The 15,118-nt window shown below is 61.1% G+C and carries 16 protein-coding genes and 1 pseudogene; 8 read left to right on the top strand and 9 right to left on the bottom strand.

Features of this window, described 5'->3' with window-relative positions; all coding sequences use genetic code 11:
• Positions 1-131 precede the first annotated feature (131 nt).
• Both Q0859_RS01870 and Q0859_RS01865 read right to left on the bottom strand, forming a co-directional pair.
• Positions 132-836, bottom strand: a complete 705-nt coding sequence (locus Q0859_RS01870; RefSeq protein WP_299147166.1) for a hypothetical protein — start codon at positions 834-836, stop codon at positions 132-134.
• Positions 808-1,089 (bottom strand): hypothetical protein, encoded by a 282-nt coding sequence (locus Q0859_RS01865; RefSeq protein WP_299147165.1) that lies wholly within the window; start codon positions 1,087-1,089, stop codon positions 808-810. Before Q0859_RS01865 ends, Q0859_RS01870 begins: the two co-directional genes overlap by 29 nt.
• A gap of 166 nt (positions 1,090-1,255) precedes the next feature.
• On the opposite strand from Q0859_RS01865, the gene Q0859_RS01860 reads away from it, so the two are divergent.
• From Q0859_RS01860 to Q0859_RS01840, 5 genes are all read left to right on the top strand, one after another.
• Positions 1,256-1,750, top strand: a complete 495-nt coding sequence (locus Q0859_RS01860; RefSeq protein ID WP_299147164.1) for a hypothetical protein — start codon at positions 1,256-1,258, stop codon at positions 1,748-1,750.
• A 199-nt stretch (positions 1,751-1,949) separates the two neighbouring features.
• Complete coding sequence (locus Q0859_RS01855; protein ID WP_299147163.1) at positions 1,950-2,540, top strand: ribonuclease HII; 591 nt, start codon at positions 1,950-1,952, stop codon at positions 2,538-2,540.
• Positions 2,541-2,652: 112 nt separating this feature from the next.
• Positions 2,653-3,753 (top strand): site-specific DNA-methyltransferase, encoded by a 1,101-nt coding sequence (locus Q0859_RS01850; protein ID WP_299147162.1) that lies wholly within the window; start codon positions 2,653-2,655, stop codon positions 3,751-3,753.
• 140 nt (positions 3,754-3,893) lie between these two features.
• A complete protein-coding gene (locus Q0859_RS01845; RefSeq protein ID WP_299147161.1) occupies positions 3,894-5,246 on the top strand; it encodes an adenylate/guanylate cyclase domain-containing protein in 1,353 nt (450 codons plus the stop codon).
• A complete protein-coding gene (locus Q0859_RS01840; RefSeq protein WP_299147160.1) occupies positions 5,246-5,620 on the top strand; it encodes a GFA family protein in 375 nt (124 codons plus the stop codon). Before Q0859_RS01845 ends, Q0859_RS01840 begins: the two co-directional genes overlap by 1 nt.
• Here Q0859_RS01840 and Q0859_RS01835 read toward each other — a convergent pair.
• Positions 5,617-6,753, bottom strand: coding sequence for an alkane 1-monooxygenase (locus Q0859_RS01835; RefSeq protein WP_299147158.1), 1,137 nt, complete (start codon positions 6,751-6,753; stop codon positions 5,617-5,619). The two genes, Q0859_RS01840 and Q0859_RS01835, sit on opposite strands and share 4 nt — an antisense overlap.
• 86 nt (positions 6,754-6,839) lie before the next feature.
• Entirely contained in the window at positions 6,840-7,883 is a 1,044-nt protein-coding gene (gene mutY, locus Q0859_RS01830; protein WP_299147157.1) for an A/G-specific adenine glycosylase, read from the bottom strand.
• Between the two features lie 82 nt (positions 7,884-7,965).
• On the opposite strand from mutY, the gene Q0859_RS01825 reads away from it, so the two are divergent.
• The 3 genes and pseudogenes from Q0859_RS01825 to Q0859_RS01815 all read left to right on the top strand — a co-directional run bounded on the left by Q0859_RS01825 (position 7,966) and on the right by Q0859_RS01815 (position 10,301).
• Positions 7,966-8,487 carry a DciA family protein gene (locus Q0859_RS01825; protein WP_299147156.1) on the top strand — a complete coding sequence of 174 codons (522 nt, stop codon included), beginning with the start codon at positions 7,966-7,968 and terminating at the stop codon, positions 8,485-8,487.
• Positions 8,484-9,182: a thioredoxin domain-containing protein gene (locus tag Q0859_RS01820; RefSeq protein WP_299147155.1), complete on the top strand. Its 699-nt coding sequence runs from the start codon at positions 8,484-8,486 to the stop codon at positions 9,180-9,182. The genes Q0859_RS01825 and Q0859_RS01820 overlap by 4 nt, the downstream gene beginning before the upstream one ends.
• Positions 9,182-10,301 (top strand): annotated as a pseudogene (locus tag Q0859_RS01815) (CaiB/BaiF CoA-transferase family protein). The gene Q0859_RS01820 and the pseudogene Q0859_RS01815 overlap by 1 nt, the downstream one beginning before the upstream one ends.
• A gap of 89 nt (positions 10,302-10,390) precedes the next feature.
• Here Q0859_RS01815 and lpxK read toward each other — a convergent pair.
• The 5 genes from lpxK to Q0859_RS01790 all read right to left on the bottom strand — a co-directional run bounded on the left by lpxK (position 10,391) and on the right by Q0859_RS01790 (position 15,036).
• Positions 10,391-11,374 (bottom strand): tetraacyldisaccharide 4'-kinase, encoded by a 984-nt coding sequence (gene lpxK / locus Q0859_RS01810; protein WP_299147154.1) that lies wholly within the window; start codon positions 11,372-11,374, stop codon positions 10,391-10,393.
• Positions 11,374-12,594: a glycosyltransferase N-terminal domain-containing protein gene (locus tag Q0859_RS01805; protein ID WP_299147153.1), complete on the bottom strand. Its 1,221-nt coding sequence runs from the start codon at positions 12,592-12,594 to the stop codon at positions 11,374-11,376. The genes lpxK and Q0859_RS01805 overlap by 1 nt, the downstream gene beginning before the upstream one ends.
• 8 nt (positions 12,595-12,602) lie before the next feature.
• The gene (locus Q0859_RS01800) at positions 12,603-12,845 is read right to left on the bottom strand and encodes a DUF4170 domain-containing protein (RefSeq protein WP_299147152.1); all 243 of its coding nucleotides are present in this window, start codon (positions 12,843-12,845) and stop codon (positions 12,603-12,605) included.
• Between the two features lie 69 nt (positions 12,846-12,914).
• On the bottom strand, positions 12,915-13,700 hold the full coding sequence (locus Q0859_RS01795) for a 3'(2'),5'-bisphosphate nucleotidase CysQ (protein WP_299147151.1): 786 nt from the start codon (positions 13,698-13,700) through the stop codon (positions 12,915-12,917).
• The gene (locus Q0859_RS01790) at positions 13,687-15,036 is read right to left on the bottom strand and encodes a TldD/PmbA family protein (protein WP_299147150.1); all 1,350 of its coding nucleotides are present in this window, start codon (positions 15,034-15,036) and stop codon (positions 13,687-13,689) included. Before Q0859_RS01790 ends, Q0859_RS01795 begins: the two co-directional genes overlap by 14 nt.
• Positions 15,037-15,118 lie beyond the last annotated feature (82 nt).

The following is a 15,118-nucleotide window of genomic DNA, read 5'->3' as shown; positions in this document are numbered from 1 at the left end:
GCGCACCCTAGCTGCGTGCGCCCCCAAATGGCCACTGTCGAAATGAGGCGCATGCGCGCCACACGATGCTTGGCCTTTGCATCCGCAAAGACCCTGCCCTCCGGGGAGGTATTTTTGGCGAAAGGAAAGGGTCAGAGAACTTTGATCACGTCTTTTTCGACGCTCAGCATGTAGCCGCGTCGCGCGATGTTTTTCACCAACAGTTCGCTCACGATCTGGTTGCCGAGCGTGTCGCGCAGCCGTTTGATCCGAGTGGCCCCTGCCGCCTCGTCGCAATCGGCAGCACTGCGCCCCGAGATAACCCCTTCGATCTCCGAGCCTGACAACACGTCGTCATCCATGCGCGCCTCGGCCAGTACGGACATGGTTTCCATTGCCGCATCTGTCAGTTTGAATCCGAGGTTGTTGAGGTAGACCGTGTTTTCCTCGCGGCTGATCAGCAGGGAGTTCACTTGAATACCTGCTCGCTCGATCTGCGCCATGCGACGGTTGAAGGTTACCAGCAGCACAAGGAAGATGAGGGCTGCAATCATCATCCCCGTGGCAAATACCAGCAATACGAAGATCACCACCCGGTAGCTGGCAAGTGTGTCCGAGAATGCCGTGCCCGATTGGGCCAGGATTTCGAGCAGCTTGATTTCAGCCGGACTGGTGAGGTCGGCGTTTTCGATAAAGATCTGTTCGACCCGCGTATCGAACGCCCCGGCATCGGGCAACGTCAGAAACAACAGTGAGGCCGCAAGCAACAACAGTGCCATGATTCCGGCGATTCCGAACGTGACCAGACGTCCGCCCGCGCGCCGCATGTCAGAAGCGGAGGTAGTATTGTCCGGCACTGTTTTTCCTTTGGTCGAGCCCTTGGGCGTCAAATACGGACAGAACCTGCAACAATGTCCACCCATTTGCGGCAAGCCGTGCGCGCAGTTGGGATTGCGCGGAGGCGCGTGCGCATTGGCCCGAGATTTCAGCCACGCCATAATGCAGCCGGAGGGGATTGTCCTGCTTGGCCTTGTAATCGGCAAAGCACGCCGCCTGAGCCGCGCCCGTACAGGCGAGGGTCAAAGCGAGGGAGAGAGCGATCTGTTTCATAGGCCTCAGAGTGGGCGTAACGGTGCGGATATTCAATAACCTCAGTGGGCTAGGGCGGATGATATCGCATAACAAAGCCCCGTTATTGCCTGTCCGGGTGCTCCACAGCCAGTTTGGTGTCATCGCCGCCTTGCTCGGCCTGCCACATCTGAAAGGACTTACCCCCATGACCCTCAAACTGCATCGCCCCTTTATTGCAACCATTGCCGCACTCGCCATTGCCATCACAGGGTTCAGCGCCGCCCCGGCCCGCGCGCAGGATGATCAGGCTGCGGCAGCGATTGCTGCATTGCTTGGACTGGCTGTGGTGGGTGCGATCATCAAGGACCGCAAGGATGATCGCAAGGACCGCCATCGCAAAGAGACAAAGCGCAAAAAGGTTCACAAGGCACCCCAGCACATACAGCGCCACAAACACAATCCGCGCCCAATTCCAAATCGGGTCAGCCGTAAATTGCTACCGCAGCAGTGTCTGCGCAGCTTTGACACCCATCGCGGATATGCCCGTGTGTTTGGTCAGCGGTGTCTGGAGAACAACTATCGCCATGTGCACAGCCTGCCCGTGCAGTGTCACCGTGAGTTTCGCACCAACCGTGGCTGGCGTCAGGGATATGCTGCGCGCTGCCTGAACCGTCATGGCTATCAATTGGCCCGTCGCTAAGAGCGGGTCCGTGAGTGCGGCAAGGTTCCCCCATGTCGCAGTCAAACTGAAGAGGGCGGTGTTCGGGCACCGCCCTCTTTTTGATTTGTGATCGCATTGAGCCACCTTGCGGTGGCACGTGATATTTGCACTTTCGTCCCGAAAGTGCGTTTTGCCTCCGGCGGCGGTATTTTTGGTCAAAAGAAGTTTGGGGGCATCTATGCCGGATTTTGAGTTGGAGAACGCGCTTGGGTGTCGGGTTGCCGGGGTGGATGAGGTGGGCCGTGGCCCCTTGGCGGGGCCTGTGACGGCGGCGGCTGTGGTGTTGGATATGGCCCGGTGTCCTGTGGGCCTGGATGATTCCAAAAAGCTGAGTGCGCGCACCCGTGCGGTATTGTGGGAGGAGATCATCGCTTGTGCCGATGTTTCTGTCGCCCATGCCAGCGTCGCCGAAATTGACGATTTGAACATTCTGCGCGCATCGCACCTTGCGATGGAGCGTGCTGTTGCGGGCCTGCGCGCCCCGCCTGAACATCTGTTGATTGATGGCAATATGATCCCGCGTGGTCTGGCCCTTCCGGCCACATCCGTGATCAAGGGGGACGGGCGTTCGCTCTCTATCGCGGCGGCCTCAATTGTGGCCAAAATATGTCGCGATCGGATCATGGTGGATTTGGCGCAACAGCATCCCGGCTATGGCTGGGAGACAAACATGGGCTACGGATCAAAAAGCCACATGGCCGCGCTGCAAAATCTCGGGGTGACCCCACACCATAGACGTTCGTTCAAACCCGTCCACAATATGTTGTGACAAGTATTTTTCTTAACCTACTGATTCAAAAAAGAAATTGACCGCGAATCGTCAATGACTCATCCTGATCCCAACCAACGAGCACAAAATGTGCCGGGGACAGAGGCAGACGATGACGAAACATGTAAAGGGCGCTGAGGCGCTTCCCTTGAACCAGATTATTGCGGGTGACTGCATTGATGTAATGAACAGCCTGCCAGCTGGCAGCGTTGATCTGATCTTTGCTGATCCGCCGTATAACCTACAGCTGAAGGGCGAATTGCATCGCCCCGACAACTCCAAGGTGGATGCGGTTGATGATCATTGGGATCAGTTCAACTCATTCCGCGCCTATGACGAGTTTACCACCGCCTGGCTGAAGGCCGCCCGCCGGTTACTCAAGCCCAATGGCGCGATCTGGGTCATTGGCAGCTACCACAACATTTTCCGTGTTGGTACGTCGTTGCAGAACGAAGGTTTCTGGATTTTGAACGATGTGGTATGGCGCAAGTCCAACCCAATGCCCAATTTCCGTGGCAAGCGGTTCACCAATGCCCATGAGACGATGATCTGGGCGGGCAAGTCCGAAGACAGCAAGTACACCTTCAATTACGAGGCGTTGAAGGCCCTGAACGAAGGGATCCAGATGCGCAGCGATTGGGTGCTCCCGATCTGCACGGGCCACGAACGTCTGAAGGATGATCAGGGCGACAAGGCCCATCCGACCCAGAAACCCGAAAGCCTGTTGCACCGTGTGCTGGTTGGTTCGACCAATCCCGGCGATGTGATCCTCGATCCGTTTTTTGGCACCGGCACCACAGGCGCCGTCGCCAAGATGCTGGGCCGTGAGTATATCGGGATCGAGCGCGAGGCCGCCTATCGCAAGGTGGCCGAGAAACGCATCGCTTCTGTGCGCAAATTTGATCGCGAGGCGCTGGCTGTCTCGACCTCCAAACGGGCTGAGCCCCGCGTGCCCTTCGGGCAGCTGGTGGAACGCGGCATGCTGCGTCCGGGCGAAGAGCTTTATTCGATGAACAAGCGTCACAAGGCCAAGGTGCGCGCCGACGGGACCTTGATCGGGGACGACATCAAAGGGTCGATCCACCAGGTCGGTGCCCATCTTGAAGGTGCCCCAAGCTGCAACGGCTGGACCTACTGGTGCTTCAAGCGCGAAGGCAAGGTTGTGCCTATCGACGTGCTGCGTCAGCAAATCCGGGCCGAGATGCACGACTAACCGAATTTTCGAACACCGCCAGGTGCCTGCGGCCTAACCCGCCGACCTATGGCACTGTACCTATGCCCCGCCTTTCTTTTGGCGGGGCTTTTTTCTTGCGCTACAGTTGCATAGGTCAACCCGATGCAGGAGCAACTGGAATGAGTGACATCACCCAAGCCGATAGCGTGCCCGTGCGGGTCGATCCCATGGCTGAACTTCCTGCAAATCCGCATGCCCGCACCGCCCTTGAGCGCAACAAGCGCGAAGGTATGGATCTGGCGGTGCGTGCGCGCATCGCGGCCCTGTCCGTCACGGCCCTGCTGCTGATCTATCTTAACCCGAATTGGGAGGTGATCTGGTATCTGGCCCTTCTGGGCTGCCTGGTACTTGTCAGCCTCGCACAGCGCCGTGTAGGGCGGGTCGGCCAGTCACGCGCCGAGTTGGCGTGGCTGTTTGCCGACCTTCTGTTGATGACTTTGGCGCTGTTGCTGCCCAACCCGCTGTCAGATGCGCATAATCCACCCGCGCTGATCTATCAGTTCGAGGTGTTTCAGTATTTCTATGTGCTGCTGGCGGCCGGCGTGCTGTCCTATTCGTGGCGTACCATCATTTCGATGGGGACGTGGACGGCCGGGTTGTGGTTGTTGGGGGCCTTGTGCGTCTGGTGGTTTGGCTGGACCGATCCGGATGTCAGCACTGCCGCACTGGCCTTGTTCCCGGGCAACCCGGTTTTGAGTGCGCAGATGGATCCGGGAGTGGTGCATTGGGACTTTCGCATTCAGGAAGTGGTGGTGTTCATCCTTGTTGCGGGGATTTTGGCCATCACTGTGCGTCGCTATCAGACCCTCGTGCTCGACAGTGCCGAGACTGCGCGTGCGCGTACCAATCTGGCCCGGTACTTTTCCCCGACCATGGTTGAGGCTTTGTCGACCAAGGATGAACCCCTTGGGCAGGTGCGCACGCATGATGCGGCAGTTTTGTTTGTCGATATCGTCGGTTTCACAGCCTTTGCGGACGGACGCCCGGCCCAAGAGGTGATCGAGACCTTGCGCGCCTTTCATGCCCGGATGGAAAGCGAGGTGTTTGCCCATGGCGGCACGCTCGACAAATATCTGGGTGATGGGTTGATGGCGACATTCGGTACCCCTTTGCCGCAGGAGGACGATGCGGCGCGTGCCGTCGCTTGCGTGCAGGCCATGGTGGATCGGATGGACGCGTTGAACGTGGCACGCCGCGCTGATGGCCTGACGGAGATCGACGCGCGTTTTGGTCTGCATTTCGGGCAGGTTGTTTTGGGTGACATTGGCGCGAACCGGCTGGAATTTGCGGTGTTGGGCGACACGGTGAACGTGGCCAGTCGGCTTGAGGCGTTGACGCGGGTGCTGGATGTGCGTGCGATTGTCAGTGATGCAGCGATCACCGCTGCGGGGCGTCCGGGCGGATTTCGGGCGGCCCCCGATCAGCCGGTGCGCGGCGTGGCGGCACCCGTGTCTGTCTGGGTGATCGACTGATGAAACAGGTTACGGGCGGATGCACCTGCGGGGCTGTGCGGTTTGTGGCGACGGGTGCGCCCTTGCGCGTCGGCATCTGCCATTGCCTTGATTGTCGTCGGCATCATGGTGCACTGTTTTACGCTGCGGCGGTCTTTGACGAAAGCGGTGTGCGCGTCACCGGACCAACCCGGCATCAGGCCGAACGCCACTTTTGCCCCGCATGCGGATCATCGGTTTTTGCACGCAGCGGGGCAGAGATCGAACTGCACCTTGGCGCGATGGATGATCCTGACGGCCTGACACCAACCTACGAATGCTGGACGGTGCGCAGGGCACCGTGGCTGGCACCCTTTGCCGGGATGACCCAATATGACCGAGGGCGCGAAGACTAGCGCGGCAGCGGGTTGGCGGCCTTGTTATACGCGCTCCAATCCGTGATCTCGGGATAGTACATGTCGCGCCACTTCTTGACCCGTGGGTTCATCACGCGCCGCCAGAGCGATGGGAACATCGCCGCGATGGTCATCACCGGATAGCCATAGGGCAGTTGGGGCGCATCAGCCTCGGTGTAGTTTTGCAGCACAGGAAAGCGGCGGTCGGGTTTATAGTGGTGATCGGAATGGCGCTGAAGGTTGATCAGCAGCCAGTTCGATGCCTTTTGGGCTGCATTCCACGAATGGCGGGGCTGGACATGTTCATACTTGCCATCGCCCAGATGTTTGCGGGTCAGACCGTAATGCTCGATGTAATTGACGAGCTCAAGCTGCCAGATCGCGACCCCGGCCTGCACAAGGAACAGCCCGATCCCGGCCCAACCCCCAAGTGCAAAGGCCAGCAGAAAGCACACCCCCTGTAGGTAGGCATATTTCCAGAACGGGTTGCTGGAATCGGTCGCAGGCAGGTTCTTGCGGGCGAGCATCGCGGCCTCGGCCTTCCACGCGGATTGGAAGCACTGTTTGAGGACGCGGGGGTAGAAGCGATAGAAACTCTCGCCCATCCGCGCGGTCACCGGGTCACGCGGTGTCGCCACATAGCGGTGATGGACCAGCAGATGTTCGGACCGGAAATGGGAATAAAGAACCATGGCCAGCAGCGCATCCCCAAGCCAGCGTTCCAGTTTGTTCTTCTGGTGCATCAATTCATGGCTGTAGTTGATGCCGACCGTACCGGTGATCACACCAACCCCAAAGAAGATCGCGATTTTCTCAAAGGTGTTGAGGTGCTCGGCAGGGGCGACATACCAGATCAGCGTGAACAACATCAGGAATTGCGCCGGCACCCAGGCGATGGTGATGGCGGTGTACCAGAACAGTTCTTCTTCGGTCGTTTCAAGGTCCGCATTGTCGGTGTTCAAACCAACCGCAAGGTCAAGAAATGAAAACGTATACCAGGTCACCACGGGCAACAGGATCACCGTCCACCCGCCATAAATGGCGCTGATAAAGGCCAATGGGATCAGCAGGAATGATAGGCCAAATGGCAGGGCATTTTGTACCTTGGCCACAGTCTGAGGAGGCAGGATCATGGTCGGGTCCTTGGGGTTGTCGCGCACCTGATATGTGTAGAGCGATTATGCGTGCTCTGCCAAGCGTGACGCGGCGGTCCGATTGCTCACATCTGCGCCAGATCGAAGGCTTTGCGCATTACGGTGGGCAGGTCAGAGGGGCGAAATTCGATGCGGCTCAGATATCGGCCCCGATCAGGCACTTTGTCGATGGCGGGGGCCACCATCACATCGAGGATCAGGTGGAAATGGGTAAATGTATGGCGCACGTCGCCGGGCAGCTTTGTCCACGCGGCATCAAAGGGTGGGGCGGTTGGGCGCGGCGCACTGATGTCGACCCAATCAGATCCGGGCCACCCGAGCATGCCGCCCAGCAATCCTTTGTCAGGCCGGGTTTCCAGCAACCATGCCCCATCTTCGCGCTGCGCGAGGTACACCGTCCCATGCCGGACGGGTTTGGGTTTTTTGGGTGCCTTTTTTGGCAGATCCGGTGCCGTCCCCTCTGCCCGCGCAATGCAGGGGTCGCGCCAGGGGCAGATGCCGCATGCGGGTGACTTTGGGGTGCAGATCGTGGCACCCAAATCCATGACCGCCTGCGCATAGTCACCGGGACGCTCTTGCGGTGTCAACGCCTCGGCATGGGCGGTCAGGATCGGTTTGGCAGCGGGAAGGGGTGTGTGTTCATCAAACATCCGCGCCATGACCCGTTCGACATTGCCATCAACGACCGTGTGGCGCAGATCGAACGCGATCGAGGATATGGCCGCCGCGGTATACGGCCCGATCCCGGGAAGTCTCAGCAAGGCGGCATGATCGGCAGGAAACACGCCGCCATGCTCGGCCACCACGGCGCGCGCGCATTTCAGCAAGTTGCGCGCGCGGGCATAGTACCCAAGGCCCGCCCATTCGCCCATCACGTCCGCGTCCCGCGCGCTTGCCAGATCGCTCACCGTGGGCCAGCGGGCCATGAAGCGCTGGAAATAGGCGGTCACGGCGGCCACGGTCGTCTGCTGCAGCATGATCTCGGACATCCACACGGCATATGGATCCGGGCGCAGGCCCGCCTTTTTGCCGGCAGGTGCGGTGCGCCACGGCATCACGCGCGCATGCACGTCGTACCAGTAGAGCAGGGTATCGCTGAGGTCACGCAAGAGTTATGGAATCCTTGATCGGAAGGCTGGTTATCACAGGCCCATCCGCTATGATCACGCACGGGTGAAAAGGAACATAGCCATGGCTGCGCGCCGCGCCACAACAAAAGGGTTCAAACGGACAGCATCGCTGCTGACCGGGCGGATTCGGCAGGCCAGCGAAAGCCGGGGCTTTGCGCAAAGCCGCCTATTGACGGATTGGGCCGAGGTGGCGGGTGCAGATGTGGCGGCCATCGCCCGGCCGGTCGAGGTCAGCTATGGTCGCGGCGGGATGGGCGCGACACTGACATTGCTGACAACCGGTGCGCAGGCCCCGATGCTCGAGATGCAAAAAGAGCAGCTGCGCGCCCGTGTAAACGCGGTTTATGGGTATAATGCCATCGCGCGCATCCGGATCACCCAAACGGCGGCCACAGGCTTCGCCGAAGGGCAGGTGGCCTTTGATCACCGCCCCAAAGACAACAGCCCCAAGGCCCCGAATGCAGAGATGCACAAGGCCGCAGGGCAAGTCGTCGCGCCGGTGGCCGATGACGGATTGCGCACCGCGCTCGAGCGGCTGGGCGCAAACATTCTGACACGTGAAAAACAAGGAACACGTACATGAACCGTATTGTTGCCATACTGGCCATCGTGATCGGAGTGGCTGGTTATTTCTGGTATTCCTCGACGCAGACCGGCGGCACCTCGCCTGACCAGCAGGCCCAGGCCGAACGGTTGCTGGGCGCTGCCAACGCCCAGACCACTGCCGAAGACATCGACACGTCAGGTGTGGTCGAAATGCAGATCGGCAACCCGGATGCCGCCGTGACGGTCATCGAATATGCCAGCTATACCTGCCCCCATTGCGGCAGCTTTCACACAGGGCCCTACAAGCAGCTGAAGGCGGACTATATCGACACGGGCAAGATCAACTTTGTCTACCGCGAAGTCTATTTTGACCGTTTCGGGCTGTGGGCGTCGGCGATTGCGCGTTGTGCGGGCACGCCTGAGTCCTTCTTTGGGATCACCGATATCCTGTACGGTACCCAAGCCGAATGGAGCCGCGCTGGTGGCGGCGATCCGGCCCAGATCGCAGATGAATTGCGCAAGATTGGCCGCTTGGCCGGTCTGAGTGGTGACGCGGTCGAAGCCTGCCTGAACGATGCCGACCAACTGCGTACCCTCGTGGCGTGGTATCAGGGGAACGCCGAAGAGGACGGCGTGCGCTCCACACCCAGCTTTGTGATCAACGGCACCACCTATAACAACATGGCTTACGAAGAAATGGCCCGCCTGATCGAAGAAGCGGCTGGCAGCTGATGCCTGGCGGTGGGCCTCTTGCGGGCCTGCGCGTCGTTGAATTGGCACGGGTGCTGGCCGGTCCCTGGGCGGGCCAGCACCCTGTCCGACCTTGGCGCTGAAGTGGTCAAGGTCGAAGCCCCACGTGGTGATGATACGCGCCAGTGGGGGCCGCCCTTTGTCATCCGGGATGAAGATGTGTCGGCGGCCTATTTTCACTCCACCAATCGGGGCAAAGCATCCGTCACCGTCGATTTTCGCACGCCCGAGGGCAAGGCCAAGCTGCTGGACCTGATCGGGGATGCCGATATCCTGATCGAGAACTACAAGGTTGGTGGGCTGGCCAAATACGGCCTCGACTACGAGAGCCTGCGCGATCAGTTTCCGCGCTTGATCTATTGCTCGATCACTGGTTTTGGGCAAACGGGTCCATATGCGCACCGGGCCGGATATGACTTTATCATCCAAGGCATGTCCGGGTTGATGTCGATCACGGGCGCGCCCGAAGGGCAGCCTCAAAAGTCCGGTGTTGCGATCACCGATCTGTTCACCGGGGTCTATGCGACCACGGCCATTCTGGCGGCGGTCCATCAGCGCAGCAGCACAGGGCGGGGGCAGCAGATTGATATGGCTTTGTTGGATGTTGCCGTTGCCATGACCTCGAACCAGGGCATGAACTATTTGACCAGTGGGGACGTGCCGGGGCGCATGGGCAATGCCCATATGAACCTGACCCTCTATCAGGTGTTTGATTGCGCGGATGGCCATATCATCATCGCCACCGGCAATGACGGGCAGTACCAACGTCTGTGTGGTTTGCTGGGGTTGCCCGATATGGCGGTGGCCCCGGCGTTCCTGAAGAATGCGGACCGCATTGCCAATCGTGATGAAATGACCCGACTTTTGACTGCTGCCACGAGCTTGCGCAGCCGGGATGATTTGCTGTCCGCCTGTGAGGCTCAGGGTGTGCCCGCTGGCCCCATCAATGACATGGCCGATGTGATGGCTGACCCGCAGGTCCGCGCGCGTAGGATGCAGATCGAACTGGATGGCGTGCCCGGCATTCGCACCCCCATTCGGTTTTCGGGTGCCGATCTGACCCTTGATCGTCCCGCGCCGACCTTGGGTGAGGATGATTGAGGCGCTGACGCGCCACACGATGTTTTGCATCCCCCTCCGGGGTCTGCGGTTTCCGCTCCGCTCGGGCGGTATTTTTGGTCAAAAGAAGATTATGGGTTGAGCAGGGTGTCGAGCGCTGCGTCCAGATGCGTTGGGTCCGCAATCTGGAGCCGCACGGGTAGTGTGATCACCTTGGAGCGGAAGGCGGGCGGCAATCTGACCGCGTCTTTTTCCGTGGTGACCAGCTGTGCGCCGCGCGCCCGTGCTTCGGTTTCCAACCGGGTGAGGAATGCGGGTGAAAGCGGCTGGTGGTCTGCCAGACTTTCGGCGCGCAGGAGTGTGGCCCCGAGATCATTGAGCGTGTCGAAGAACTTTTGCGGTCGTCCGATCCCGGCAAAAGCGATCAGCGGCGTGTCTGTCCAATCCATCCCGGTTTGCAGGGGGGCCAGTGTGGCCTGCACCCGTGGCAGCGTGGTGTCGGGTGCGAAGCTGGCCTGCGCCGCCGGTGGCCCGATGCTCAGCAGAAGGTCAGCCCGTTGCAATCCGACATGGCTTGGTTCGCGCAATGGACCTGCGGGCAGGCATAACCCGTTGCCGAACCCGGTTTGGGCGTCCACCACCACGATGGACAGATCATGCACAAGACCGGGGTTCTGAAAGCCGTCATCCAGAACTATCACCTGCGCGCCCGCTTTGATCGCGGCCTGAGCACCGGCACTGCGATCCCGCGCGACCCATGTGCGCGCAAAGGCGCTAAGCAACAGCGGCTCATCCCCGACGTCTTTGGCGCTGTGTTGACCGGGATCAACCTCCACCGGGCCTGCAAGGGTGCCCCCATAGCCGCGGCTGATGATGTGCGGTTCGACAAAGCGGTCCCGCAACCGCTCGACCAGCGCCATGACCGTGGGCGTTTTGCCGGTGCCGCCCGCGTTGATGTTGCCCACACAGATGACCGGGACGGGCAGGCGTGTGCGGGGTCCTTTGCGCAGTCGGTATGCGGTGGCTTTCCCATAAAGCGCCCCGACCGGGAGCAGCAGTCTGGCCCGCCAATCGCGTGCGCCCTGTTGTGAGGTCCAGAATGCCGGGGTGCGCATCAGGCCAGCCCTTGATCGATGCGGTCCAGATGCGCCTGAACCAACTCAATGATCCGATCAAGCGTGTCGGCCCCTTGGGTCACGACCTCCCACCCGGCCATGGCCATCTGCGCGGCGTGATCAGGGGCAATCATCTGGATCACGGCACGACCCAGGGATTCGGTCGAATTCACGATACGGGCCGCCCCCGCATTCATCAGCCGAGTGAAAGCATCGACATGCGCACCTACATTGGGTCCATAAATCATTGCCGTGCCATGGGCGGCCACCGCGTAGGGGTCGATCACCGACTGCCCCGAGCGTAAGGAGCCGCCCAGAAAGGTGACCGGCGCGATCCGCAACCACAGGCCAAGGTCTTCGTCATCATCCGCAAGCAAGACCTGGGTGTTGTCATCGGGCAATTCACCGACGCTCCACCGGGCGATGCGCAGACCCATCTCCTGGGCGATTTCGGCCAGCTTTTCCTCTTCGCTGTGATCCGAGAAATGCAGGATCAGCAACAGGCGATGCGAGGTTTTCACGGCGATCCGATGTGCGGCCAGAATCGTGCGCCCCTCGTTGATGACGGCGCGGGCCGCCAACCAGACGGGCCGTCCCCCGAGGGCTTCGGTCATTTCGGCGATGTCGGTTTCAGCGACACTCAGCGTGCGCCCAAACGGATGGAGCGGGGCGGCAAGTTCAATGGCATTGAGCGCCTGCCCCAATTGCGCAAGCCGCAGGTGGGCCTGTTGATCGCGCGCAATGACGTGCGAAAACTGGGACAACAGCCGCTTGGGGACTTCGGGCAACCATCGGTCGCGCCGCCCGTCAAAGCCGTCGCGGGCAGCGTCGATCAGGATCATGCGCGCGCCACTTTCGGCGGCGGACAGGATCAGGTTGGGGCGGAAGCCACCCCATGACCAGATCACCACATCCGGGTGCCAGTGTTTGATAAAGGCGTCCGTGACAACCGGGTGATCGGGCGGCACATCTGCGTTGATCACCGAGGCTCCGCGCTGCACCTCAAAGCTGCCGCTGGCGCAGGTCAGGACGATGTGGCAACCATGCCGCATCGCCACCAGCCGATGTGCAAGATCATTGAGAGCGCGGTTGTTGCCCTCTTCGGCGGCGTGAATCCACACCACCTCGCCTTCGGGGCGCTTTTGCGCGGGGGTGTAATCAGGGGGTGCGCGCCGACCCGACAGCGTGCGATAGGCCGCAAGCCCCAGAGATCCGCGCATATTGGGCCTCAGCCCAACTCTTCGGTGGGGGCGGCTGCGTTTTCTTCGTCCCGCAAGCGGTGCAGATGGGCAATGAAATACCGCATATGGGCGTTGTCCACGGTGCGCTGCGCCTCGGATTTCCACGCGTTGTAGGCGGTGTCATAGTCGGGAAAGATGCCGACCATGTGCAGGTCGTCCACATTCTTGAACACGTTTTTCGAAGGGTCCACCAATTCGCCACCAAAGACGAGGTGCAGGCGTTGAGACATGGGGCGTTTCCTTTGATCGGTTCGGGAATAGGCGATGTGCCGCGCAGTTTGCGCATATGGCGGCGAGGGTCAAGCGCGGTAGGTCTTTAGTCTGGAGGCCAGTGCACCATGCACGGGCCCGCTGCCTGCCACCACTCCGTTCAGGGTGGGATGCGGGTTGTTAAAGCGCAGGGGTGCGCCGGTCTGATCCGTGATTGTGCCGCCTGCCTCGGTGATGATCAATGCGCCCGCTGCGATGTCCCACTCCCAACTGGGGCGTAGGGTCAGCATCGCATCAAAGCGCCCCTCGCCGACCAAGGCCAGACGGTAGGCGAGCGAAGGGCGGTAGTGGCGGGCGATATCGGGCGTGCCATCGCCCCAGTGCTTGGGGTCCATGATGGGCCGCGCGGCCAGCATGGTGCTGGCAGGGGAAATCGCTGCCTCGCTGACCGCAATGGGTTGCCCGTTCAACGAGGCCCCTGCGCCATGCGCCGCTGCATAGAGCCGGTTGCGCAGCGGCAGATACACGACCGCCGTTGTGATCTGGCTCAGATGTGCGATGGCGATTGAAATCGCCCAGGTCTTTGACCCTTCGACAAAGCTGCGGGTGCCGTCGATGGGGTCGATGATGAACACGGTATCGCGCGACAGGCGGGTCGCGTCGTCTTCGGTTTCTTCGGACAGCCAGCCGTAATCGGGGCGCGCGGTGCGCAATGTGGCTGACAGCGCGTCGTTCACGGCCAGATCCGCTTCGGTTACGGGCCCCGCATTGTCGGGCTTGTCCCACCGCGTGGCCGTGGCACCAGCAAAGCTGGTGGCCACCCGGCCAGCGATTCGCGCCGCGTCAATCAACAGAGGCAGGTCAGCTGCCAGCAAGGGTCATTCCGGGCACAAGCAGCGAGGGCACAACGCGGCTAAGGTAGGTACGCGCATCATTGGCGGGCACGATATTGCGCAGCATCTCGGGCAAGCTGCCCGCAATGGTGCACTCGTTGACCGGATAGGTGACCTCGCCGTTTTCGACCCACAGGCCCGCGGCACCGCGCGAATAATCCCCGGTGTTGGGGTTGATGGTCGAGCCGATCATCGACGTCACCAGCAGCCCCGTGCCCATGTCGCGGATCAGGTCGGCCTGGTGCGCGCTGCCTTGGTCCAATGCCACGTTCCAATTCGAAGGGCTGGGCGGCGCAGAGGTGCCCCGCGCTGCGTTCCCGGTCGAGGACAACCCGAGTTTGCGTGCTGAGGCGAGATCAAGCGTCCAGCCTGTCAGAATACCGTTTTCTACGATGGCACGGCGCTGCGTGGGCAGACCTTCGGCATCAAAGGGTCGGGTGCCGCCGGTGCGGGGGCGGTGGGGGTCTTCGATCAGGTTCAGCGAGGTGGGCAGCACCTGCTGCCCCATCAGATCGCGCAACCACGAGGCACCGCGCGCCACACTCGACCCGTTGGCGGCGACCAAAAGATGCCCGATCAGCGAGGAAGAAATGCGTTCGTCAAACAGAACCGGATAGGTCCCCGTAGGTGGCTTGCGGGCGCCTGTGCGGGCGGTGGCGCGGGTGCCTGCTTCGTGTCCGATCTCGCCTGGCGCGCGCAAGTCACTTTGAAAAATCCGGCTGTCCGCGCTGTAGTCCCGCTCCATCTCGGCCCCTGTGCCTGCGATGGCCACACAGCTTGTGGCCCGGTCGGTGCGCCGATAGCCGCCTGAAAATCCGTTCGAGGCGGCCAGCCAGATGTCGCGCGCTCCGTAAGCGCCGGTGGATTGCTGCACCTGATCGACACCAGCAATGGCCAGCGCGGCGGCTTCTGCGGCCAACGCATCGGCCTGCAACTCTGCGGGGCTCGGTTCGGCGGTTGGGTCAAACAATTCAAGCGCGTCCAGATCCCAATCGGTTGCCAATTGGTCCGGGTCCGCCAGACCAGCATGCGGGTCCTCGGGGGCCTCGTTTGCCATGGCAACGGCGCGGGTGACCATCTCCTCGATCGTGCGGTCCGAGGCGTCGGACGATGACACGTTGGCCTGCTTTTGACCCACAAACACACGCAGACCCAGATCAATCCCCTCGGACCGTTCGGCCTGTTCCAGCGCCCCGGCGCGCACATCCACCGAGATCGACGTGCCCTGTACCGCCATCGCATCTGCGGCGTCTGCACCCGCGGATTTGGCCGCGTTGATCAGCCGTTCGGTCAGGGTGGACAGATCAGATGGGGTCATAAAAACGCTCCGCAGGGTTGCGCATCAGGTAGAGGTGTCGGGGCTGGGGTGCAAGGGCACGTGCAGATGCGCCGCCCTTGCC

Source organism: uncultured Tateyamaria sp. (assembly GCF_947497045.1).
Lineage (GTDB): Bacteria > Pseudomonadota > Alphaproteobacteria > Rhodobacterales > Rhodobacteraceae > Tateyamaria.
The sequence above is the reverse complement of the archived record's forward strand: the minus strand, read 5'-3'. Positions and strand labels throughout refer to the sequence as shown.

What these genes read in the sequence shown, in the direction of transcription:
- Q0859_RS01840 (WP_299147160.1), top strand. Translation starts at nt 5,246, where the DNA reads ATGAAACAGGTTACGGGCGGATGCACCTGCGGGGCTGTGCGGTTTGTG.
- lpxK (WP_299147154.1), bottom strand. Translation starts at nt 11,374, where the DNA reads ATGCGCACCCCGGCATTCTGGACCTCACAACAGGGCGCACGCGATTGG.
- Q0859_RS01835 (WP_299147158.1), bottom strand. Translation starts at nt 6,753, where the DNA reads ATGATCCTGCCTCCTCAGACTGTGGCCAAGGTACAAAATGCCCTGCCA.
- Q0859_RS01845 (WP_299147161.1), top strand. Translation starts at nt 3,894, where the DNA reads ATGAGTGACATCACCCAAGCCGATAGCGTGCCCGTGCGGGTCGATCCC.
- Q0859_RS01860 (WP_299147164.1), top strand. Translation starts at nt 1,256, where the DNA reads ATGACCCTCAAACTGCATCGCCCCTTTATTGCAACCATTGCCGCACTC.
- Q0859_RS01820 (WP_299147155.1), top strand. Translation starts at nt 8,484, where the DNA reads ATGAACCGTATTGTTGCCATACTGGCCATCGTGATCGGAGTGGCTGGT.
- Q0859_RS01865 (WP_299147165.1), bottom strand. Translation starts at nt 1,089, where the DNA reads ATGAAACAGATCGCTCTCTCCCTCGCTTTGACCCTCGCCTGTACGGGC.
- Q0859_RS01790 (WP_299147150.1), bottom strand. Translation starts at nt 15,036, where the DNA reads ATGACCCCATCTGATCTGTCCACCCTGACCGAACGGCTGATCAACGCG.
- Q0859_RS01800 (WP_299147152.1), bottom strand. Translation starts at nt 12,845, where the DNA reads ATGTCTCAACGCCTGCACCTCGTCTTTGGTGGCGAATTGGTGGACCCT.
- Q0859_RS01850 (WP_299147162.1), top strand. Translation starts at nt 2,653, where the DNA reads ATGACGAAACATGTAAAGGGCGCTGAGGCGCTTCCCTTGAACCAGATT.
- Q0859_RS01825 (WP_299147156.1), top strand. Translation starts at nt 7,966, where the DNA reads ATGGCTGCGCGCCGCGCCACAACAAAAGGGTTCAAACGGACAGCATCG.
- Q0859_RS01855 (WP_299147163.1), top strand. Translation starts at nt 1,950, where the DNA reads ATGCCGGATTTTGAGTTGGAGAACGCGCTTGGGTGTCGGGTTGCCGGG.
- Q0859_RS01805 (WP_299147153.1), bottom strand. Translation starts at nt 12,594, where the DNA reads ATGCGCGGATCTCTGGGGCTTGCGGCCTATCGCACGCTGTCGGGTCGG.